This is a genomic window from Methylophaga thalassica MP (assembly GCF_000214595.1).
Classification (GTDB): domain Bacteria; phylum Pseudomonadota; class Gammaproteobacteria; order Nitrosococcales; family Methylophagaceae; genus Methylophaga; species Methylophaga thalassica.
Genome location: NZ_AFIG01000001.1, coordinates 628,450 through 650,555 on the forward strand (window position 1 = coordinate 628,450; position 22,106 = coordinate 650,555).

Here is a 22,106-nt window from a genome sequence, read left to right on the forward strand (position 1 = left end):
AAAATTGATATTGAATATTTTATTAATTGAAGACGAAACGCTTTTTGCAAAATCTGTTATGAAGCGTCTGCAGCGAGAGGGTCATACGCCAACAATTGCTGAAACCATTTCTGATGCATACATGGTGTTGGAAAAAACTTTACCAGACATTATTCTGCTGGATGTAAGATTACCAGATGCCAGTGGTCTGGACTTCTTACAGGTGTTAAGAGAGCATCAAACTTGGCATGTTATACCAGTGGTTATGATGACCGCCTATGGTGAATTAGAAGATGCTGTTCGAGCCATGAAGTTAGGTGCGACAGATTATTTGAAGAAACCTGTTGATTTGGATGAGTTAGTACTCACAGTCAATAAGGTGATCCAAACACAAAAGCTAAGTCAACAGCTTGACTACTCGCATGTACGGGAGACGCATGGTTCAGAACCTGTGGTAATGGTCGGCCAAAGTAACGCCATGCAGGCTATCAAGCAACAAATGGAACGCGTCATTCAGTTGGTTGACCGCGCTCAGACTGAATATCCTGTCATTCTCATCAATGGTGAAACTGGAACAGGCAAAGATGTGCTTGCACGCTATTATCATCAGTCAGGTAAATGGCGAGACAAGCCTTTTGTCCACGTTGATTGTGCAGCCTTACCCAAAGATTTAATCGAAGCTGAACTATTTGGTTATGAGCGCGGTGCATTTACCAATGCACATCAGGCAAAAGCAGGCTTAATTGAAGTGGCCGAAGATGGGACACTTTTCTTAGATGAAGTAGGTGAACTACCACTTGAATTGCAATCAAAGTTATTGAATGTGCTAGAACGCCGTCAGATAAGACGAATTGGGGCAACACAAGAAAGGGCGGTTAATGCACATTTCATCGCAGCAACAAATCGTGACTTACCTCAAATGGTCGCTGATGGCGAGTTTCGTTCAGATCTTTATTTCCGTTTAAACGTGATTCAACTTCAGATGCCGCCGTTACGGGAGCGAAAAATTGACATCGCACCATTAGCGGCGCATTTTGTTGAGATGGTTGCAAGACGTTATGGTTTGAAACCTCCCGTTTTTACAGAAACGGCTGTCAGTGCACTACAAGACTATGATTGGCCAGGCAATATCCGAGAGTTACAACATGTTGTTGAACGTGCAGTGATGATGTCTGCCGATGGCTTGATTGATGTATCACAATTGATCATGCAGACAACAATCACAACATCTCAACAGCTTGATCCTGTCGAAGTATTGGGACATATGACGCTTGAACAGGTCGAGAAGTATCTGCTGGAAAAAGCACTGGAGCGAACCGCGGGTAATGTATCTCGTGCTGCACGTGAGCTAGGATTGACAAGAATGGCCATGCGATATCGCATGGAAAAATATCAATTATAGTTTATTTGACGACTTTTAAACTGGGACGGTTTCCTGATTTATTAGTGTTATTTTGAGTCGTGGGTTCAGTTTTTGGTGGAGGCGGTGGCGTTGGTATATCTTCTTCCGGAAAGAACATGCCTTCGTTATTTTCTTTGCTGTAAATAGCCTGAACAGCAATGATGGGGATAAATATATCCATTGGTTTGCCGGCAAATCTCGCTGAGAAACTCAGCCAATCATTACTAATATTTAAATCCCGAACTGCATCAGGTGCGATATTCAAGACGATACGACTATCGCGTACGAAGTCAGTAGGAACTTGTACACCCTCGTGGTCAGTATTGACCAGTAGATAAGGAGTAGAAGCATTATCTAGTAACCATTCATGTATGGCTCGAATAAGATATGGCTTTTGTGAAGTCATAATTTATCGCATTGCCTTTTCTGCTGCCGTTAAACTCTGTTGGAAACTGTCTCTTCGGAAAATCTTCTGTGCATATTTTTCTACAGCACTGGCACTTGCTGGTAATTTTATTTTTAATGCCGGAAGACGCCATAATAGAGGGGCTAGCGTGCAGTCCAACACAGAAAACTCATCACTCATAAAAAACGCTGAGTCTTCAAATAATGGCGCAAGCACCGTTAAATCTTCCTGAATCGTTTTACGTGCTTTACTGACGTTACCTTTTTCGCGTCCTGAAATAACATTCCAGTGTGAGTACCAGTCTCTGTCTATTCGGTAGAGCATCAGCCGTGTTTTTGCCTTTGCTACAGGGTCGACAGGCATCAGTGGTGGATGAGGGAAACGTTCATCCAGATATTCAGCTATCACACTCGCGTTGAATAACACTAAATCACGATCAAATAAGGTGGGACCAATTCCATAAGGATTGGCAATCGCGACCTCTTCCGGCCAAGCGCCATCAATTAAGGTTTCAATATTCGCATCAATATCTTTTTCCTGAAGAATAATGCGAACCTGATGACTAAAGGGACAAATAGGATCTGAGAAAACCGTCATTTTAGAACGGCGAGTACTATTCATTTTTTATCAAATCCTATCATGTCTTCGCTATGCCAAATAATGATCAATGTATATCTTTCCAGAAGGCTTTTTTAAGTGGATAAGCAATCAAGAAAAACACTATCAGGTAGAGCAGAACCCATTTTGCAAGAGCCATTCTTTGTAGTTTAGATGGCTCACTCATATAGGCAAGAAAGTTAACCAGATCATGCACTAATTGGTTGTACTCATGCGTTGATAACGGTGCATTTTCTAGAGCAATTAATTCGCCTGTCTCTGGATCCTTTGTTTGATAACCTTGTTGCTCCCAAAGAACATGAGGCATACCAACATCTTTAAATGCGAGATTATTGGTACCCACTGGGCGAGAAGAGTCAAGATAGAATGTTCTCAGATAGGTATATAGCCAATCGGTACCTCTGGAACGAGCAATAACCGATAAATCAGGAGGCGTCACGCCAAACCATTTCTTTGCATCTTCCGGACGCATTGCAATAGTCATTGTGTCGCCAATTTTGTCAGAGGCAAACATCAGATTATCTTTAACCTGATCATCTGTTAAACCAAGATCTTTTGCCATACGGTTGTAGCGCATGTATGCAGCTTGGTGACAACTCAGGCAATAGTTAACAAATGTTTTTGCACCACGCTGTAAAGACGCTTGATCGGTGATATCAATGTCTGTGTGATCCAAATGGACACCACCCCCGGCAGCCATAGCCTGTACCGAAAACAGGCTGAGGAAAACAGTAAAAATTAAATGTTTCATTAGCTTGTTACCCTTTCTGGTACAGGTTTATCTTTATCAAATTTCGTGTAGAACGGCATAAAGATGAAAAATGCAAAATAGATAACTGACGAAATTTGAGCAATCAGCGTGTAAAGCTCTGTGGCAGGTTGTGTGCCTAAAAAGCCTAAAACTAAGAAGCTGATAATAAACAAGGTTAATGCAATCTTGAAATAAGGGCCACGGTAACGAATTGATTTTACTGGGCTTCTATCTAACCAAGGTAACAAAAATAAGAACACGATGGATAAGCCCATGGCAACAACGCCAGGGAATGCTGATGCATTGATGCTTGGCACCGCTCTTAAAATTGCATAGAAAGGCGTGAAATACCAGACAGGGGCAATATGCTCTGGTGTTTTCAACGGATCCGCTGGAATGAAGTTAGCATGTTCCAAGAACCAACCACCCATTTCTGGCATATAGAACAACACCAACGAAAAGATAAATAAGAAGACAATAACGCCAACAATATCTTTCACCGTATAGTAAGGATGGAATGGAATACCGTCTAATGGTTTGCCTTCTTTATTCTTAAGTTTCTTAATTTCAACGCCATCAGGATTATTAGAACCAACTTCATGCAAGGCAATGATGTGGGCAACAACCAGTCCCAGTAACACGATTGGTAAAGCAATAACATGGAAAGCGAAGAAACGATTCAGAGTTGCATCAGCTACAACGAAGTCACCACGAATCCATAAAGCGAGTTGTTCGCCAATGAAGGGAATAGCGCCGAACAGTGAAATAATAACCTGAGCACCCCAGTAAGACATTTGTCCCCACGGCAGCAGATAACCCATAAAGGCTTCCGCCATCAATACGAGATATATCAACATACCAAACAGCCACACGAGCTCGCGTGGTTGTTTATAAGAACCGTAAATTAAACCCCGGAACATATGCAAATAGACGACGATGAAAAAAGCAGAAGCGCCAGTGGAATGCATATAGCGGATTAACCAGCCCCATGGAACATCACGCATGATGTATTCAACGGAAGCAAAAGCTAGTGCCGCATCAGGTTTGTAGTTCATTGTCAGGAATATTCCAGTGACAATTTGTATGACCAAAACCAATAAGGCTAAAGACCCAAAGAAATACCAGAAATTGAAATTCTTCGGTGCGTAATATTCAGAAAGATGTTCTCTCCACATTTTAGATGCGGGAAAACGGGCATCAACCCAATTCATAAATCCGGAAAACATTATGCAGCTCCTTCTGAACTTTCACCAACGATAACGACGTTATCACCCTGGAAATGATAAGGAGGTACCAGCATATTCTTAGGAGCAGGCATATTTTGAAAGACACGGCCAGCTAAATCATATCGCGAACCGTGACACGGGCAAAAGAAGCCGCCTTTCCAATCTTTTCCAAGATCTTCCGGTGCTAATTCGGGCCTGTATGTAGGTGAGCAGCCCAAATGGGTACAAATACCGACAAGTACCATCAATTCGTCACGGATAGAGCGAGCTTCATTTTGACAGTATGATGGTTGTTGGCTGGCCATTTCACTACGAGGGTCAACGAGTCTATCGTCTAATGAAACAAGCGTTTCAATTGTTTCCTCGCTGCGTCTGAAAATCCAGACGGGTTTTCCTTGCCACTCAACGGTCAGTAATTGCCCTTTTTCTAATTTACTAATATCCACTTCAACAGGTGCGCCAGCAGCTTGAGCTTTTGCACTAGGTAGCATGGATGAAACAAATGGTACGGCAACGGCGACTGCACCAGCCCCACCAACAACACTGGCAGCTGCGGTTAGAAATCGCCTTTTGCCTGTATCGACATTGTGACTCATTGACGGAGTCCTCCCAGCTTTCTGAAAATCTTAAAATTCCCTATTAACCGCATGAATTATTATTGTTCAATGCTGCGGTTAACTACAAAACTCATAAATATTATCATAGTACTGGAAGCAAAGGATCAAAAAAGCCCGCCTAGAATTAGGCGGGCTTTTCATCTTGGAACGATTTTAATCGAACTTATTTAGCAGCTTTTGCGGCTTTTTTCACCAGACGTTTCAGAGCGCCTTTAGGTTTAGTGGCTTCGATAGCTTCTAAGTTAGTTGGTTTACCAACGATAACGACACCACCCATACCAGCACCCCAATGCGGGTCACATTTGTATAAGTAAACACCTTCTACTGTTAAAGGTTGTGTTGTGAAGTTTTCACCCATTTGTGAAGTCCAACCTGTTGCGCCTTCTGGGATGTACTCATGTTCACCATCAGCTTCAACAAATTTAGTGTTGGTGATGTGACCGTTCATGTTTTCGAAAGAAACTGTATCACCTGGTTGAATTTGAATAACCATTGGTTTGAATGATGTCACTTGGGCTGTTACTGTGTGGTTTTCAGCCATTACTGAAGTTGACATCAAAGTCGCTGCAGTTAAAGTAGCAGCAATAAGTGATTTACCATATTTCATTATTAATCCTCTTGTTTTCTTAGGTTATTTGACCCAGTGCGATGCAAGTTTGGCACAACCAAACTGAACCGAAACTGAACGGATAAAATAGTTATCTCTTTGGTATATATTGATTTAAGTCGGCTAGAACCGCGCGACATACTAACCTGACTTTTGTCATAAAGTCCAAAAAAGTGAGTGGTTTGCGTCAAATAACTCACTTATACAACGTTATTTGTTTCTGTATGACTTTGCTGTAGCTGCCACATGGAAGCATAGACACCGTTTTGGGCTAGTAATTGTTGATGAGTGCCTTGCTCTATAATCTCACCTTTGTCCATCACCAAAATCTGATTTGCGTCGATGATAGTGGACAGCCTGTGAGCAATAACCAAAGTCGTCTTATTCAGGCTAATATTGATGATTTCCTTGCCAATACGTTGTTCAGAATGACTGTCCAGTGCTGAAGTGGCTTCATCAAAGCATAACACTTTGGGATTTTTCAGAAGGGTACGAGCAATGGCAAGCCGTTGTTTTTCGCCACCCGATAATTTCAAACCTCGTTCGCCAACGATAGTGTTATAGCCATCAGGTAATTGTTGAATGAAGTCATGAAGATTGGCTTGTTTCGCTGCTGCAGTCACAGCTTCAGTGTTGGCAGATGGTTTGCCATAAGCAATATTGTGGTAAATCGTATCGTTAAATAAAACGGTGTCTTGAGGCACTATGCCAATGTGTTTTCGCAGGCTGTTTTGGGTCACGTGTTTGATATCTTGATTATCGATTTCTATATGACCCATTTGTGGATCATAAAAACGATAAAGCAGCCTGATAATGGTAGATTTTCCGGAACCACTTGGTCCTACAATGGCGAGTTTTTGCCCTGCTTTCGCGGTGAAACTAATGTTTTTCAGAATGACTCTATCCGGGTGGTATGAAAAACCGACATTTACAAACTTGACCTCTCCCAAACTTATATCAATATCCTTTGCATCGTCATTATCAGAAATTTCTTTTTGTTGTTCGAGTAAATGAAACATGCGTTCCATATCGGCCAGTGAATGACGAATTTCTCTGTAGACAAACCCTAAAAAACCCAGAGGCATATAAAGCTGGAGAAGATAAGCATTAATCAGTACAAGATCGCCGAGTGATAACTGACCATCAACTACTCCTTGTCCCGCAAGTAGCATGAGTGCGGTCAAGCCAGCAGAAATGATAACACCCTGACCAATATTCAAAACGGACAGTGACGTCTGGTTATGGATGGCAGATTTTTCCCACGACGCTAATTTTTTATCGTATTGCGAAACCTCCAGTTCCTCATTATTAAAATATTTAACGGTTTCGTAATTAATCAGACTGTCTATCGCTTGATTATTCGCTTGAGAATCCATTTCATTCATGCGCCTGCGATAGCGCATCCGCCACTCAGTGATAATGAGGGTATAAAAGATATATATGAGAATTGTACTGGTGGTGATAATCGCAAAAATACTGTCGTAATTAATGAGTAATATTGCAGTGACTAATCCAATTTCTACCAATGTAGGTAAGATATTGAATATCATGAAGTTCATCAGAAAACTGATGCCGCGACTACCGCGTTCTATATCGCGTGAGATACCACCGGTTTGTCTCTGCAAATGAAATTGAAGTGATAACTCGTGTAAATGAGCCAGTATCTGTGAGGCGATTCTACGAACAGAGCGAAAAATGACTTTGGCGAATAGCGCATCTCGAAGTTCACTAAATGCACTGCTAGCCAGTCTCAGAAGTCCGTAAGCTACTAACATCATCACGGGCAGATAGATGATATTCTGATGCTGGGGATCTAAAGCATCAATAGCATGTTTAAGTGTCAGGGGGACTGCAACGTTAGCCAGCTTTGCTAGGGTGAGCAGGCTGAGTGCAAGTAATACACGGCCTTTAAATTTTTTTATAAAAGGAATAAGTCGGCGTATTGCCTGCCAATCGTTTTTGGATGTCATTAGTATAGTTTAGCGCATTAAATTAGCGATGATGTAAGTGAGCACGGCGGCAATAAAGATTTTTAGTTATAATTAATGGGTTTAACTCTTGAAATGCGGCTTTCGAGACACTATAAAAGTGGTCTCCAATATTTGTTTTATCGTATGAGGAAGGAATAATGCCACTTTATGAATATCGCTGTGATGCGTGTGGTCATGAATTTGAAGCATTGCAAAAAATTAGTGATGAACCATTGGTTGATTGTCCAGCCTGTCAAGAAGCGCAGTTACGCAAATTGGTATCGGCGTCAGGGTTTCGTTTGAAGGGTGATGGCTGGTATGAAACTGATTTTAAAACAGGCAGTAAACGTAATTTAGCAGATACAGGAACGAGCGATAGCGGAAAAAAGACTAATGCAGCCGCATGCGGTACCGGTTGTGGCTGCCATTAATCATGTTTGAACCTAAGTCATAAATGCGTAAATATCTGATAGCGGGATTGTTAGTCTGGATGCCGTTGGGCATTACATTCCTTGTTATCCGCGCTATCGTTGGATTTCTTGATCAAACATTATTACTACTACCCGATGCTTATCAACCGGATAATTTCTTAGGTATCCATATCCCCGGGCTGGGAGTGTTATTAGCGGTTGTATTGGTATTAGCAACGGGTATGATTGTTGCCAATCTGTTAGGGCGACGGTTAGTGAATGCCTGGGAATCCTTGTTATCAAGGATTCCTCTGGTCAGAACACTCTATGCGGGTATCAAGCAAATTTTAGAAGCCGTATTAGCGACAGATGGACAGTCATTTCGCCGTGTACTTTTGGTGGAATATCCAAGAAAAGGGGCTTGGAGTCTCGCTTTTATGACGTCAGATCAGCTCGGTGAGGTACAAGAAAAAACACGATCCGAAGTGATCAGTGTTTTTATACCAACAACGCCTAATCCAACCTCCGGCTTTGTGCTCATGTTGCCAAAAGAGGATGTGATTGAGTTGGAGATGAGTGTCGAACAAGGCTTAAAAATGATTATCTCAATGGGGGTCGTTGTGCCTGATTGGGAAAAAGAACAATTATTGAAACAACAGGCTCAGCAGAAAAAGCCTGAACAAGCGTAAAATTAAGGGTTCGAATTCTATTTTTCAGAACTCAATTGCAAACTATAAAAATTTAAAGATTGGAAGTTATTATGCGTAGCCATTATTGCGGCGAGGTAAATGAAACCCTCGAAGGTCAGTCAGTTTCTATTGTTGGCTGGATGCACCGTCGACGAGATCACGGTGGAGTTATTTTTATTGACTTACGAGATCGCGAGGGATTAGTTCAAGTTGTTTGTAACCCTGAAGATGCTGAGTGTTTTGCTGTAGCTGAACGTGTCAGAAGTGAATATGTCTTAAAAATTGAAGGGCTTGTTCAGCTTAGACCTGCCGGTAGTGACAATGCCGATTTGCGTAGTGGCAAGATTGAGATTATTGCGAAAAAGCTGGAAATTCTGAATGCATCAGAAACACCGCCTTTCCCGCTGAATGAGCTGTTGGATGTGAACGAAGATATCCGCCTGCGTTATCGTTACATTGATTTGCGCCGTCCAGAAATGCAGCAACGTTTGCGTTTCCGTTCACAGATTACCCGTCAGTTACGCCACTTTCTGGATTCAAACGGCTTCTTAGATATTGAAACGCCTATTTTGACGAAAGCCACGCCAGAAGGAGCACGTGATTATCTGGTACCAAGTCGTACCCATCAGGGTGAATTTTTTGCTTTGCCGCAATCACCACAGCTATTCAAACAATTATTGATGATGTCCGGCATGGACCGTTATTATCAGGTTGTTCGTTGCTTCCGTGATGAAGATTTGCGTGCTGACCGACAACCTGAATTTACTCAGATTGATATTGAAACTTCTTTTGTTGAAGAAGAAGATTTCATGAATATGATGGAAGAAATGATTCGTGGTCTTTTTGCCAATGTATTGGAAGAAGCCTTACCGAATCCATTCCCGAGAATGACCTATGCTGAAGCCATGGATCGTTTCGGTAGTGATAAACCGGATCTCCGTATCTCTCTTGAATTAGTCGATGTCAGCGATTTAATGGGTGAGGTTGACTTTAAAGTCTTCTCTTCACCAGCTAATGATCCACGCGGTCGTGTCGCAGCTCTAAAAGTACCCGGTGGTAATAATCTGAGTCGTAAAGAAATTGATGACTACACCAAGTATGTAGGAATCTATGGTGCGAAGGGATTAGCGTATATCAAGGTGAATGATATTGATGCGGGACGTGAAGGTTTGCAGTCACCGATTCTGAAATTCCTACCTGATGAAGTTATCAGTGCCATTATGCAACGTGTAGAAGCAAAAACTGGCGATTTGGTTTTCTTTGGCGCTGATAAAGCGACGATCGTTAATGAGTCTCTCGGTGCACTTCGTGTGAAACTGGGGCATGACTTAGACATGGTTGAACGTGGCTGGAAACCTTTATGGGTTGTTGCTTTCCCAATGTTCGAATGGGACGAGAAATCAGCGCGGTGGCATGCGCTTCATCATCCGTTTACCGCTCCCCGCGAATCAGATTTGGCACTGTTGGACTCTGATCCTGAGAAATGTCTGTCACGAGCGTATGACATGGTCTTAAATGGTACAGAGCTGGGTGGTGGTTCTATGCGTATTCACAAGACCGATATTCAGCAAAAAGTATTTGAATTACTTGGCATTAACGAAGAAGAAGCGCAGGATAAATTCGGCTTTTTGTTAAATGCATTGAAATACGGCTGTCCCCCTCATGGTGGCCTAGCATTTGGTCTGGATCGTTTAGTGATGTTGATGACCGGAGCTGCCTCAATACGTGATGTGATGGCATTTCCAAAAACACAATCAGCAAGCTGTTTATTAACGGATGCGCCAAGTCCTATTGATGATGCATTATTGAAAGAACTGAATATTAGGTTGAGAAAAAATCCTCAGGCTGAGTAGTCGTTAAGGAGATCTTATGGGTGAGCAAAGTAATGATAAATCATGCACAGAAAAACATTATTGGGTTCACCCTAAAGATCTGCCGCTAAGCTGTCCAATGCCGGACATGGCGGTGTGGAATGCGCATCCCCGGGTTTATTTAGATATCGAAACAAAAGGTGAAGTGGCCTGCCCTTATTGTGGGGCGCTTTTCACACTGAGTGGTTAGGATTAAATGAGTCAAATACATGTCGCTGTAGGAGTTATTGTTCAGAAACAGCAAGTATTTATCGCCTTACGCAAGCCCGAGCAGCATCAAGGTAATTTATGGGAGTTTCCCGGCGGTAAGGTCGAGGCAGGAGAAAGTACTTTTCAGGCCTTAAAAAGAGAAATTAAAGAAGAGCTGGCGATTGAAGTTCATACAGCAAAACCACTCATTACTATTAGCCATGATTATGGTGATAGAACTGTTTTATTGGATGTGTGGTGGACGGATGCTTTTGATGGAACGCCAATAGGTCAGGAAGGTCAAATTACCCAATGGGTAGATATTTCTACCTTACATCAATATGAATTCCCGGCTGCCAATAAGGCCATCGTTGAATCAATACAACAGCAATTGAATACCATACAGGCATTTTAGAATTATGAGTTTAGCAGAAGCCATTCCACAATCACTTCAATCAAAGATTGACTCAATCATTGATAATGTTGCCCCAACGCCTTGGCTGTCTGAAGAGGAAAAAGCGGACTATATTGAGAAAATAAAACGTCTGTTAGAAGAAAAGAATGCCGTTATGATCGCTCATTATTATGTTGATGATGAGCTACAGGCTCTAGCAGAACAAACAGGCGGGTATGTTTCTGACTCACTGGATATGGCGAATTTTGGAGCTAAGCATCCTGCTGAAACACTAGTGGTTTGTGGCGTTCGTTTTATGGGGGAAACCGCGAAAATATTGAGCCCGGAAAAGACGGTTATCATGCCAACACTGGAAGCCGAATGCTCACTTGATCTTGGCTGTCCGATTGACGCCTTTAGCGAGTTTTGTGATCAGCATCCTGATCGTGTTGTTGTGGTTTACGCTAACACGAGTGTTGAAGTAAAAGCGCGTGCTGATTGGATTGTCACCTCCAGTAATGCTATTCAGATTATTGACGCCTTAAAAGCGGAAGGCAAAAAGATTATTTGGGGGCCAGATCGTCATTTGGGTCAGTACATCAAAAATAAAACTGATGCCGATATGCTGTTATGGCAAGGGCATTGTGTTGTACACGATGAGTTTAAGTTGTACGAACTGGAACAGCTTATGGCGAAATATCCTGATGCTGAGGTTTTAGTTCATCCGGAGTCGCCTGAGGCGGTGATTGCCAAGGCAGACTTTGTTGGTTCGACAAAACAAATTATTGCGGCAGGTAAAGCTTCTAAAGCCGATACTTTAATCATCGCAACAGATTATGGTTTGTTCTATAAAATGAGCCAGGCTGTGCCTGATAAACGTCTAATACCCGCGCCGACAGGGGGCAAAAGTGCGACCTGTAAAAGCTGTGCCCATTGTCCATGGATGGCAATGAATACCCTTGTGAACTTACACAAAACATTAGTCGAGATGAATAATACGATTGAAGTAGATGAGGATATTCGTCAAAAAGCGCTAATTCCGTTGAACCGGATGCTTAACTTTTCTTATGAAAAAGGTATTCTCACAGCCGGTGACGCTTAGTCTTAGTGATAATCGGATTCGTCGTTATCATCTAAAGGTGAGTGAACTGGTGGCCCAGGAATACGATGTCCTTCAGAAGCCCATTCACCGAGATCAATTAGTTTACAGCGCTCGCTACAAAAAGGTTTCCATACTTGATCTTTTTGCCATGGCACTAATGTTCCGCATTGTGGACAGTTAACAGTGGTTACCATAATTACATTGCACAACAGCTAAGTTTAAAAGGGATGGTTTCAAACGATTGCTGTGGCCGCTGCTGGATATCAAATAACATAAAGCGAACGGTAAATCGGTGTTTACCACCACTCACCTCCGGGAAGAAGGCCTTGTCACGAGGGATTTCAACACGGATAAGTTGATAAGGTTGATTTGAATCCAGGCTGCGTTGATAGAATCCCGCTTCTGCTACTTCATCTTTAAAACCCACACTACCACGAATAAGTCGAAGGCTTAGTTCTACAGCATTTCTGACGGAAATAAATTCATTTAACCACAGCCGAAGTTGTTCACTGCGTGTTTCGGCAAGCGTATGCTGCAACCAGAAGTGGTAAGAGGGTAAGTCGAATTCACAGGTGCCGCCAGGAATACTGGAACGCTGCCGAATGCTGTAGAGGAATTCGTTATCACGTAACGGTTGACCTAACCCTGATTTTTGTACGTGCAAAGCATCCAAGCTTTGATCCAAATCAGAAAGCAATGCATCCAATGCCTCTCTATCAACACCTGGAGTATTTTCCAGCGCTGATAAATTAGCAATCAACCGCTCAATTTCTTTCATCAATTCTTGTTTCATATCGCTGCGCTCAAAGACACTGAGCATGCTTAATATTCCATCCAAAGCATCGCGATGATGCATCTCGGATTGGCCCATTAATGCAGAATCAACACGTTTAAATAGAAATTCTAACCTCAGGAAGGTTCGAATTCGTTCATTGAGTGGTTGTTCAAAAATTATCGAATCTGACACGGGTCTATTTTTTAACGATGAATGGATAGGTTTATTGTCCATGACTCTTTGCTGGCAAGCAACTTAATGTCATTTGTCAGCAAACTTTAAGTAGAGTTCATGCAATTGAGCAACTTGATGTGCTAAAGAATCTACAGAGTCGTTATTATTGATAATATCATCTGCGTGTTGCAAGCGGAGTTGGCGGTCACACTGACTCTTAATCATCGCTTGAGCTGTTTCCATAGAGATATTATCACGCATTTGTAATCTTTCTAGCTGCTTCTCAAGGCTGACATCAATCACACAGACGCGGTCTACTTCTTTATAGATGCCTACTTCAATCAGTAGCGGCACAGACATTATGCAGTAAGCAGATGTAGAGCTTGCCGCTTGAGTGAATAATTGCTGGCGAATAGCCGGGTGTAATATTTTTTCGAGACGTTGTTTATCATTATCATTGTGGAAGATACGTTCGCGTAAATAGCGTCGGTTAATTTCTCTATTATCCAACAAAACTGACTCACCAAAAGCCTCGACAACTTCGCTGTAGCAGTCTGAATCTATTGTTAAAAGTGTATGAGCAATACGATCGGCATCAATAATGTCGATGTGGTATTTATCATGAAATAGTGAAGTGACAGTAGATTTGCCACTGGCAACACCACCAGTGAGGCCAACCTTAAACACCATTAAACGAGACCTGACCAATGCAGGTAAGCACGGTTTATGACTTCTCCCCAGACGAGTGCTATCCACCCTGCAATGGCAAGATAGGGGCCGAAGGGGATAGGAATCTCACGTTGATGCTGTTTTAGCAGAACCAGTGTGATGCCGATTAACGCTCCAACAAATGATGATAATAAGACAATCATAGGGAGTGCTTGCCAGCCCATCCAGGCGCCCAGTGCGGCGAGAAGCTTAAAGTCACCATAACCCATACCCTCTTTACCAGTCACCAGTTTAAATAGGTGATAGATGCTCCACAGTGATAAATAACCGGCAATCGCCCCAATTACACTGCTATGAAGATCTGTATAGACACCAGAAAGATTAAAAGCCAAACCTAGCCAGATAAGCGGTAGCGTGATTTTGTCAGGTAACAGTTGGTGATCAACATCAATAAACGTTAATGCTATTAATGCCCAACTAAGTAGCAGCGCACCAACTGCACTCCAGCCAAAACCAAAGTGCCAGGCAATAATGACTGACATCAGAGCTGATAGAGCTTCAATAATAGGATAGCGTATTGAAATCGGGGTTCGGCAAGCTTTGCATTTGCCTGCAAGAAATAGATAACTGATCACTGGAATATTTTCCAGTGCCGTAATGGCATGTCCACAATGCGGACATGCAGACCGAGGCCTTGAAAGCGTAAATACCGCTTCGGGAGGGCTTGCTTGGTCACCTAGTTCTGCACATTGTTCAGTCCACTCACGCTCCAGGATGATAGGCAGACGGTAAATAACCACGTTTAAAAAACTGCCAACGAGCAGGCCAAGAATGCCGGCAATGATGATCCATGCAACTGGCGATGTTGCCAGGTAATCGATAAGCGACATATTTAGATCGCTGCGCCGAGTTTGAATATTGGCAGATACATGGCGATGACCAGTGTACCCACGATACCACCTAAGAAGACCATGATGAGTGGCTCTAATAAGGCAGTCATATTATCTACCGCGTCATCGACTTCACTTTCATAGAATTCAGCGACTTTGGCCAACATGGCATCAAGTGAACCTGACTCTTCACCGATAGCTACCATTTGCACAACCATATTGGGGAATAACTCGACATCAATCATCGCTTTATTCAATTGTGTGCCTGTAGAAACGTCATCCCGCATAATCAGTGTTGCTTCACCGAAGACCACATTACCGGTCGCACCCGCTACAGATGTCATCGCTTCGACCATCGGAACACCTGCTTTGAACATGGTGGAGAATGTTCTGGCAAAACGGGCAATGGCCGCTTTTCTCATGATTTCACCGACCACAGGGATTTTAAGTAGCATCCTGTCTAAAAAGTGTTGAACTTTACGTGAACGCTTGCGTGACTCCATGGCGCCGTAAACCGCCGCAATCAATATGCCGAAGATTAACCACCATTTTTCCTGAAAGACTTCGGATACCCGAATCACTAATTTTGTCAGACCCGGCAAGTCAGCACCAAAGCCTTTGAATAAAGACTCAAATTGTGGAATAACAAAGATCATCAAGATGGCTGTGACAATAAACGCAACGACGATAATCGCCGAAGGGTAGACGAGTGCTTTTTTAATTTTTGCTTTTAATGCTTCGGTTTTCTCTTGGTAGGCGGCAATTTCATGCAAGAGTGTTTCTAATGCACCTGATTGCTCGCCAGCATTAATCAGATTGACGTATAAATCATCAAAGTGATGAGGAAATTTAGATAAGGATTCAGCTAAGCTAGTACCTGATTCAACGTCAGCTTTTATCGCCAGAATCATTTCTTGCATACTACTATTTTCATGGCCTTCGCCGATAATTTGCAGTGACTGCATTAATGGCACGCCAGACGACATCATGGTAGCAAGCATACGACTGAAAACGGCAATATCGGAAGGCTTGATTTTCGGTTTTCTGGGAGCGAAAAGATCTTTGGGTTTTTTACGGACTTTTAACGGGGTTATTCCTTGGCGTCGTAAATCGACTTTGGCCTGATTCAGGTTTTCTGCACTGATTTGGCCTTTGACTTTCCGGCCCTGTTTGTCCGTTCCCTGCCAGAGGAAGATATCGGGTACTTTGACTTTTTTTGCCTTAGCCGCTTGTGCTTGTGCCACATCTTACTCCTTGATTACCCGATTGACTTCTTCGAGACTGGTTAAGCCTGCTGCGACTTTTTTGAGCCCAGACTTACGAAGATCGTCAATACCTTCTTTTTCTGCCTGATCCGCCAACTGAATTGCATTCCCGCCTTCCATGATGATGCGACCCATCGCATCGGATACCGGCATCACCTGGTAGATACCGACACGGCCTTTGTACCCTTCGGTACAACTATCGCATCCCACCGCTTTATAAACTGTGACACCAGCATCAATTTGCGCTTGTGTGAATCCTTCAGCCAACAGCGCTTCGTTTGGAAGTGTATCCGGTGCTTTGCATTTTGAGCACAGTCTCCTTGCTAAACGCTGTGCAATGATAAGGGAGACAGCAGAGGCGATATTAAATGCCGGTACACCCATATTCATCAATCGCGTTAAAGATTGTGGTGCGTCATTGGTATGCAGGGTTGAAAAAACCATATGTCCGGTCTGTGCCGCTTTGATGGCAATTTCTGCTGTTTCCAAATCACGAATCTCACCGACCATGATGACATCGGGATCCTGGCGTAAAAAAGCACGTAACGCTTCAGAGAATGTCAGTCCTATCGCTGGGTGAACGTTAACCTGATTAATGCCAGGCAAACTAATTTCAGCCGGATCTTCAGCGGTAGAGATATTACGATCACCGGTATTGAGAATATTCAATGCAGTATAAAGCGAGACAGTTTTACCACTACCTGTCGGCCCGGTAACGAGAACCATGCCGTAGGGTTTGTGCATGATTTCCAGAAAGGTTTTCTTTTGGTTTTCTTCATAACCCAGAGCATCAATACCCAACTGTGCACTGGTGGGATCCAAAATACGCAATACGATTTTTTCACCAAACAACGTTGGACAGGTGTTCACACGAAAATCGATGGCTTTGTTTTTTGACATTTTCAATCGCATACGACCATCTTGTGGGACACGGCGCTCTGCGATATTCAAGCGTGATAATACTTTTAAGCGAGCAGCAATACGGCCACCGAGGGCTACAGGCGCTGTTTTCATTTCGTGAAGCATGCCATCGATTCGGACCCGGACCCGGTATTTTTGTTCATAAGGTTCAAAGTGAATATCGGATGCGCCCGATTTGATAGCATTGGTTAAAATGCCGTTTATAAAACGAACGACCGGGGTGTCATCAACGTTTTTGTCATTGAGCTGGTCATTTTTGCTGTCATCTTCGTCTGGACCAAGATCGATATCATCGAGCTCTTCGTCATCAAAGTTATCCAGTTTTTCGTTGGTTTTATCTAATGCCTTTTCGATAATGTTGGAGAGTTTTTGTTCATCGACCAAAACCGGGAAGGTGTTCATGGCCGTATTGAATTGGAATTCGTCCAAGGCCTGCAAATTAGTGGGATCTGAAACGGCGACATATAAACGTTTGCCGCGCTGAAACAATGGTAAAGCGTTATGCTGGCGAATTAATTTTTCTTGAATTAATGAGGTCGCCGCAAGATCCAGGTTCATTGCGTCAATATCGAAGAGCGGAACACCAAATTCCTGGGAGGCAATTGCCGCAATGTCGGCACTAGCGAGAATTTTGTGATTAACCAGATACGTAACGAAAGGCTGCTTGGCTTCTTTGGCTGCGGACTGGGCATGCAGTGCTTGCTCTTCAGTTAAAAGACCTTCATTAACCAGTCGTCGAGCGAGGCCACTGAGTCTCATGGGGGCTGCCATATTTGCCATGACTATTTGTGATTCCTTAACATAAGCTGATCTAGGAACCCTAATAGTATGTAACTTAAACAAGAAATTCTAGTTTTCAGATTCAAGACGAATAAGTCTGCGACGTTATATACTGCCGAATAAATTTTTTGAGGAAATAAAATGCGAGCAATTTCTTGCTGGACCAGACTGGCGTTGCTGGTTTGTGTACTGATGGCCGTCACGGGCTGTGGACAAAAAGGTGATCTTTACTTGCCGGAAGGCCAGACTAATTTAATCGCGGCAGGGTAAGGTAATAATGAACTATTTTGATTATCAGGCGGGCACCTTGCACGCAGAGAATGTGCCGGTTGATAAAATTGCGGAGCAATATGGCACGCCAGTCTATATTTATTCTCGTACCGCTGTGGAAAACCACTGGAAGGCCTTTGATGAGGCTTTTTCGGCCTATCCTCACCTTGTCTGTTATGCCGTGAAAGCAAACTCTAACCTTGCTGTGTTAAATGTGCTGGCAAAACAAGGCTCTGGTTTCGATATTGTCTCCATGGGGGAATTAGCGAGAGTGCTAGCTGCTGGCGGTGATCCCGCGAAAACCGTATTTTCTGGTGTCGGCAAAACGGAGCAGGAAATTGAATATGCATTGCAACACGGTATACGTTGCTTCAACGTAGAATCGATTCCTGAACTTGATCGTATTAATGCAGTGGCTGGTCGTCTAGGCAAAAAAGCACCTGTGTCAATTCGAGTCAATCCTGATGTCGATGCACAAACGCATCCTTATATTTCAACAGGACTGAAAGAAAATAAATTTGGTATCGCTATTGAAGATGCACGTGAGGTATATCGTTCTACGCAAGCCATGCCGCATTTGAATGTGGTTGCGGTGGATTGTCATATCGGTTCGCAACTGACTTCTGTTTCGCCTTTTGTGGATGCATTAGAGCGTGTTTTATCGTTGATTGATGAACTTGCTGAAGATGGTATTGAGATTAAACATCTGGATATTGGGGGCGGATTGGGTATCCATTATCGCGATGAGACACCACCTACACCTGCAGAATATGCACAAGCGCTGGCACCGTTATTAAAGGACCGTGAGCTGGAGATTCTATTGGAGCCAGGACGTGCAATTGCTGGCAATGCAGGCATTTTATTAACAAAAGTAGAATTTATTAAGCCAACAGAAGCGAAATGTTTTGCGATTGTTGATGCGGCTATGAATGATTTGTTACGTCCTGCACTTTATCAATCATGGCAAAATATCCAAACAGTCAAACAACATTCTCATACAGAAGTGGTCAGCTATGACATAGTAGGTCCTATCTGTGAAACAGGTGACTTTTTGGGTAAAGATCGTGAGCTGGCGATTGATCAGGGCGATTTATTAGCTATTCGTTCGGCGGGGGCTTATGGTTTTGCCATGAGTTCAAATTACAACTCTCGTCCACGAGCCGCAGAAGTGATGGTAGAGGGTGATAAGGTTCACCTTGTTAGAGAACGTGAAACGATTAATGATCTATTCGCTGGCGAGCATGTTATACAGGCATAAATGATGTTGAAATTCAGCAAAATGCATGGTTTAGGCAATGATTTCATTGTGATTAATGCCATACAGCAAAAAGTAGAACTGACCACTGAGCAGATTCGTTTTATGGCGGATAGGCATTTTGGTATCGGTTGTGACCAGCTTTTGCTGGTTGAAAAAGCATCATCATCAGATGTGGATTTTCGTTACCGGATTTTTAATGCGGATGGTGGTGAAGTTTCACAATGTGGAAATGGTGCGCGTTGTTTTGCTCGCTATGTCCGTGATTATGGTTTAACAACCAAAGATACCATTGCTGTAGAGACCGCTTCAGGCATCATTTATCCGACAATCCAGACTGATGGACTGGTCAGCGTTGATATGGGTAAACCCGTTTTTGCACCGGAAAAAGTGCCGTTTATTGCTGAATCAGAAGCGCTTACCTACCTGATCGATGTCCCGGATTACGATAAAGTCGAAATTGCCAGCGTCTCAATGGGTAATCCGCACGCAGTGATGCTGGTGGACAATGTCGACACTGCTGCGGTAGAAAAAATAGGTCCTGCCATGGAGTCTCATACACGTTTTCCAGAACGTGTGAATGTTGGCTTCATGCAACTTGTGAACTCAGAAACGATTCGGTTGCGTGTTTTTGAGCGTGGTTCGGGTGAAACGACAGCTTGTGGTACAGGGGCTTGTGCCGCAGTCGTAACGGGGATTCGCCGAGGATTATTAGCCAGAGATGTGACTGTCTCTTTACCAGGAGGGCAGTTGCACATTAGCTGGCCAGATGAAAATGCCTCTGTATGGATGACCGGCCCTGCAGAGCATGTATTTGACGGAGAAATTGCGTGGTCGACACTACAACAGATTTAACACTGGAACAGATTGAACAGTATTTAGAGGCCCACCCCGATCTGTTTCTTGAGCAGCCTCATCTGCTAGAGTCGCTGAACCTTAACAGCTCTCCGGAAGGGACGATTTCCCTTGCCCAGAGACAAACTCAACGTTTACAAGAGAAAAACCAACAGTTAAATGAGCAGTTACATGCTCTGATAGACAATGCACACAGTAATGCTGCGCTAGAAAAGCGTGTACATAATTTATGTTTAAGTGTCATGGATGCGGTGGATTTGGCCGATCTGATTAACTTAATCCAGACCGAGCTAAAACAGGAGTTTGCAGCGGATGATGTTGCGCTAAGACTGTTTTATCAGGGGCAGCACAAACTTGATTTGCCTCAGGTTGCAGCAAATGTGTCACAGCTTCATGCTGATGATAAAAAACTACGTATTTTTGATAATTTGTTTACCAAACAGGAACCCGTGTGTGGTCGACTGACAAAAGCACAGAAAGGGCTATTGTTTGATGAGCGCGCAGAGGCAATTAACTCTGTTGCCTGCCTGCCTTTAGGGCATCAACCTTGTGCGGGCTTATTGGCCATTGGCAGTGTTGATGCTAACCGGTTTCACGCGGATATGGCCACCGATTATCTGAGTTTTTTAGGTGAAGTGGTGATGCGAGTGATTAGACAACATACTCACCAACAGCATGCGCAATGAGATAATCAATCCGATAGACGATTTTCTCGACAATTTGTCGTTGCAGCGTCGTCTGTCGGAGCATACGGTGAGTAACTATCGCCGGGACTTGCTCCAGCTTGCTGAATATGTCGAGCAACAAAACATCTCAGACTGGACCGTGCTTAAATCCAGTCAGCTCAGACAGTTCATTGCTTTTTTGCATAGAAAAGGACTGTCTGGCCGGACCATCCAGCGAATGTTGTCTTCGATACGTTCCTTTTATCAATTTCTTATCAAATTTGGTTTGGCTGAGAGTAATCCGGCTAAAGCGGTTCAAGCCCCAAAAAGTGAAAAAAGATTGCCATCAACATTGGATGTTGATCAGATGAATGCCTTACTGGACAACACACGTCCCGATACCTTTGTCGCAGCAAGAGACAGAGCCATAATGGAATTGTTTTATTCCTCAGGCTTACGTTTAGCCGAGCTGGCTGCACTGGAATTACGAGATATCGATTTTGGTGATCATTTGGTTCATGTCACCGGTAAGGGGAATAAAGACCGTGTCTGTCCTTTCGGTGGCAAAGCCTTGGCAGCACTGAAGGACTGGTTAGATAAACGCGATCAGCTGGGTTTTTTTGACCAGCCAGCCGTGTTTATTACCCAACAAGGACGACGTTTAGGGGTACGTTCCATCCAAAAACGATTGAGCTACTGGGGTAAAAAACAAGGGATTTCTGATCGTGTTCACCCACACAGATTAAGACATGCTTTTGCTTCGCATATGCTTGAAGCCAGTGGTGATTTACGTGCGGTGCAGGAGTTGCTCGGGCATGCCGATATCAGTACGACACAGATTTATACTCATGTGGATTTTCAGCATCTTGCTAAGGTGTATGATTCGGCTCATCCGCGAGCGAAAAAGCGTTCAGACTCCTAAATATAATCACTATTTATCGTCTAAGTCTGACTTTATAAATAAAATCCAATTTAACATCAGTTGCTGACTAGTAATATTATTTTGAGTTAATCGCCGTACATTTACATTGATATCGCTGCCGCAAGGCATTCATTTATTTTGCATGCCCAAAATAAACGAACCAAACAAAAGGGCACCCGATATTGCCTTTTCTCTAAAAATTCACTGCATTTTATGGCGTGGACACCAACTCGCTGCGCTCAAACACGTGCCCACTTAATCCATAAAATACAGCGAATTTTTAGCGGCAATAGACGGGAAAATGGGGCTTTTCTAATCCCCCGTTTGTGCTGACGAGGAGTGACATTTATTCAGGTCTGAGGGAGGCTAGTGTTTGATTCGTGGCATCCATGCCACTCACCCTTTGGGCGCCATCGGCGTCCAAATTTGTTCCA

The 22,106-nt window shown here is 43.3% G+C and carries 25 protein-coding genes; 12 read left to right on the plus strand and 13 right to left on the minus strand.

The genetic code is table 11. The annotated features are described in order from the left end of the window. The first annotated feature begins 4 nt into the window (after positions 1-4). A complete protein-coding gene (locus MAMP_RS02955; protein WP_007144495.1) occupies positions 5-1,381 on the plus strand; it encodes a sigma-54-dependent transcriptional regulator in 1,377 nt (458 codons plus the stop codon). Position 1,382: 1 nt separating this feature from the next. On the opposite strand, the gene MAMP_RS02960 is transcribed toward MAMP_RS02955, so the two are convergent. The 7 genes from MAMP_RS02960 to MAMP_RS02990 form a co-directional block, all read right to left on the minus strand. Then, complete coding sequence (locus tag MAMP_RS02960) at positions 1,383-1,787, minus strand: ClpXP protease specificity-enhancing factor (RefSeq protein WP_007144496.1); 405 nt, start codon at positions 1,785-1,787, stop codon at positions 1,383-1,385. Positions 1,788-1,790: 3 nt separating this feature from the next. Next, positions 1,791-2,408, minus strand: a complete 618-nt coding sequence (locus tag MAMP_RS02965) for a glutathione S-transferase N-terminal domain-containing protein (protein ID WP_007144497.1) — start codon at positions 2,406-2,408, stop codon at positions 1,791-1,793. A gap of 43 nt (positions 2,409-2,451) precedes the next feature. Further along, positions 2,452-3,156: a cytochrome c1 gene (locus MAMP_RS02970; protein ID WP_007144498.1), complete on the minus strand. Its 705-nt coding sequence runs from the start codon at positions 3,154-3,156 to the stop codon at positions 2,452-2,454. After that, positions 3,156-4,382, minus strand: a complete 1,227-nt coding sequence (locus MAMP_RS02975) for a cytochrome b (RefSeq protein ID WP_007144499.1) — start codon at positions 4,380-4,382, stop codon at positions 3,156-3,158. The genes MAMP_RS02970 and MAMP_RS02975 overlap by 1 nt, the downstream gene beginning before the upstream one ends. After that, positions 4,382-4,978 carry a ubiquinol-cytochrome c reductase iron-sulfur subunit gene (petA, locus tag MAMP_RS02980; protein ID WP_007144500.1) on the minus strand — a complete coding sequence of 199 codons (597 nt, stop codon included), beginning with the start codon at positions 4,976-4,978 and terminating at the stop codon, positions 4,382-4,384. Before petA ends, MAMP_RS02975 begins: the two co-directional genes overlap by 1 nt. Positions 4,979-5,162: 184 nt before the next feature. Continuing rightward, the gene (locus MAMP_RS02985; RefSeq protein ID WP_007144501.1) at positions 5,163-5,606 is read right to left on the minus strand and encodes a plastocyanin/azurin family copper-binding protein; all 444 of its coding nucleotides are present in this window, start codon (positions 5,604-5,606) and stop codon (positions 5,163-5,165) included. Between the two features lie 200 nt (positions 5,607-5,806). Then, on the minus strand, positions 5,807-7,576 hold the full coding sequence (locus MAMP_RS02990; RefSeq protein ID WP_007144502.1) for an ABCB family ABC transporter ATP-binding protein/permease: 1,770 nt from the start codon (positions 7,574-7,576) through the stop codon (positions 5,807-5,809). Between the two features lie 158 nt (positions 7,577-7,734). Between MAMP_RS02990 and MAMP_RS02995 the strand changes: the two genes are divergently transcribed. The 6 genes from MAMP_RS02995 (at position 7,735) to nadA (ending at position 12,231) form a co-directional block, all read left to right on the plus strand. Next, complete coding sequence (locus tag MAMP_RS02995) at positions 7,735-8,007, plus strand: FmdB family zinc ribbon protein (RefSeq protein ID WP_007144503.1); 273 nt, start codon at positions 7,735-7,737, stop codon at positions 8,005-8,007. A gap of 23 nt (positions 8,008-8,030) precedes the next feature. Further along, positions 8,031-8,675 (plus strand): DUF502 domain-containing protein, encoded by a 645-nt coding sequence (locus MAMP_RS03000; RefSeq protein WP_040576154.1) that lies wholly within the window; start codon positions 8,031-8,033, stop codon positions 8,673-8,675. Between the two features lie 71 nt (positions 8,676-8,746). After that, on the plus strand, positions 8,747-10,528 hold the full coding sequence (gene aspS, locus MAMP_RS03005) for an aspartate--tRNA ligase (protein ID WP_007144506.1): 1,782 nt from the start codon (positions 8,747-8,749) through the stop codon (positions 10,526-10,528). Between the two features lie 16 nt (positions 10,529-10,544). Beyond that, positions 10,545-10,736: a zinc-finger domain-containing protein gene (locus MAMP_RS03010; protein ID WP_007144507.1), complete on the plus strand. Its 192-nt coding sequence runs from the start codon at positions 10,545-10,547 to the stop codon at positions 10,734-10,736. A gap of 6 nt (positions 10,737-10,742) precedes the next feature. Further along, on the plus strand, positions 10,743-11,150 hold the full coding sequence (gene mutT, locus MAMP_RS03015; protein ID WP_007144508.1) for an 8-oxo-dGTP diphosphatase MutT: 408 nt from the start codon (positions 10,743-10,745) through the stop codon (positions 11,148-11,150). Between the two features lie 4 nt (positions 11,151-11,154). Continuing rightward, positions 11,155-12,231, plus strand: coding sequence for a quinolinate synthase NadA (nadA, locus tag MAMP_RS03020; protein WP_007144509.1), 1,077 nt, complete (start codon positions 11,155-11,157; stop codon positions 12,229-12,231). 2 nt (positions 12,232-12,233) lie between these two features. Here nadA and MAMP_RS03025 read toward each other — a convergent pair whose 3' ends face one another. Genes MAMP_RS03025 through pilB form a run of 6 tightly spaced genes read right to left on the minus strand, consistent with a single transcriptional unit; the run spans position 12,234 to position 17,705 of the window. Next, positions 12,234-12,425 (minus strand): DNA gyrase inhibitor YacG, encoded by a 192-nt coding sequence (locus MAMP_RS03025; protein WP_040576155.1) that lies wholly within the window; start codon positions 12,423-12,425, stop codon positions 12,234-12,236. Positions 12,426-12,427: 2 nt separating this feature from the next. After that, positions 12,428-13,240 (minus strand): cell division protein ZapD, encoded by an 813-nt coding sequence (zapD, locus tag MAMP_RS03030; RefSeq protein WP_007144511.1) that lies wholly within the window; start codon positions 13,238-13,240, stop codon positions 12,428-12,430. 27 nt (positions 13,241-13,267) lie between these two features. Continuing rightward, positions 13,268-13,870 (minus strand): dephospho-CoA kinase, encoded by a 603-nt coding sequence (coaE, locus tag MAMP_RS03035; RefSeq protein WP_007144512.1) that lies wholly within the window; start codon positions 13,868-13,870, stop codon positions 13,268-13,270. Next, complete coding sequence (locus MAMP_RS03040; RefSeq protein WP_007144513.1) at positions 13,870-14,739, minus strand: prepilin peptidase; 870 nt, start codon at positions 14,737-14,739, stop codon at positions 13,870-13,872. The genes coaE and MAMP_RS03040 overlap by 1 nt, the downstream gene beginning before the upstream one ends. 2 nt (positions 14,740-14,741) lie before the next feature. After that, complete coding sequence (locus MAMP_RS03045; protein ID WP_007144514.1) at positions 14,742-15,983, minus strand: type II secretion system F family protein; 1,242 nt, start codon at positions 15,981-15,983, stop codon at positions 14,742-14,744. A 3-nt stretch (positions 15,984-15,986) separates the two neighbouring features. Then, complete coding sequence (gene pilB / locus MAMP_RS03050) at positions 15,987-17,705, minus strand: type IV-A pilus assembly ATPase PilB (RefSeq protein WP_007144515.1); 1,719 nt, start codon at positions 17,703-17,705, stop codon at positions 15,987-15,989. Positions 17,706-17,846: 141 nt separating this feature from the next. On the opposite strand from pilB, the gene lptM reads away from it, so the two are divergent. From lptM to xerC, 5 genes are read left to right on the plus strand one after another with little or no spacing between them, the layout of a single operon-like run. Beyond that, complete coding sequence (gene lptM / locus MAMP_RS15835) at positions 17,847-17,975, plus strand: LPS translocon maturation chaperone LptM (protein WP_007144516.1); 129 nt, start codon at positions 17,847-17,849, stop codon at positions 17,973-17,975. A gap of 7 nt (positions 17,976-17,982) precedes the next feature. Beyond that, positions 17,983-19,233 (plus strand): diaminopimelate decarboxylase, encoded by a 1,251-nt coding sequence (gene lysA, locus MAMP_RS03055; protein WP_007144517.1) that lies wholly within the window; start codon positions 17,983-17,985, stop codon positions 19,231-19,233. A 3-nt stretch (positions 19,234-19,236) separates the two neighbouring features. After that, a complete protein-coding gene (gene dapF / locus MAMP_RS03060; protein ID WP_007144518.1) occupies positions 19,237-20,085 on the plus strand; it encodes a diaminopimelate epimerase in 849 nt (282 codons plus the stop codon). Continuing rightward, a complete protein-coding gene (locus MAMP_RS03065; RefSeq protein WP_007144519.1) occupies positions 20,061-20,771 on the plus strand; it encodes a DUF484 family protein in 711 nt (236 codons plus the stop codon). The genes dapF and MAMP_RS03065 overlap by 25 nt, the downstream gene beginning before the upstream one ends. Then, positions 20,761-21,672, plus strand: coding sequence for a tyrosine recombinase XerC (gene xerC, locus MAMP_RS03070; protein WP_007144520.1), 912 nt, complete (start codon positions 20,761-20,763; stop codon positions 21,670-21,672). The genes MAMP_RS03065 and xerC overlap by 11 nt, the downstream gene beginning before the upstream one ends. The last annotated feature ends 434 nt before the right edge of the window (positions 21,673-22,106 follow it).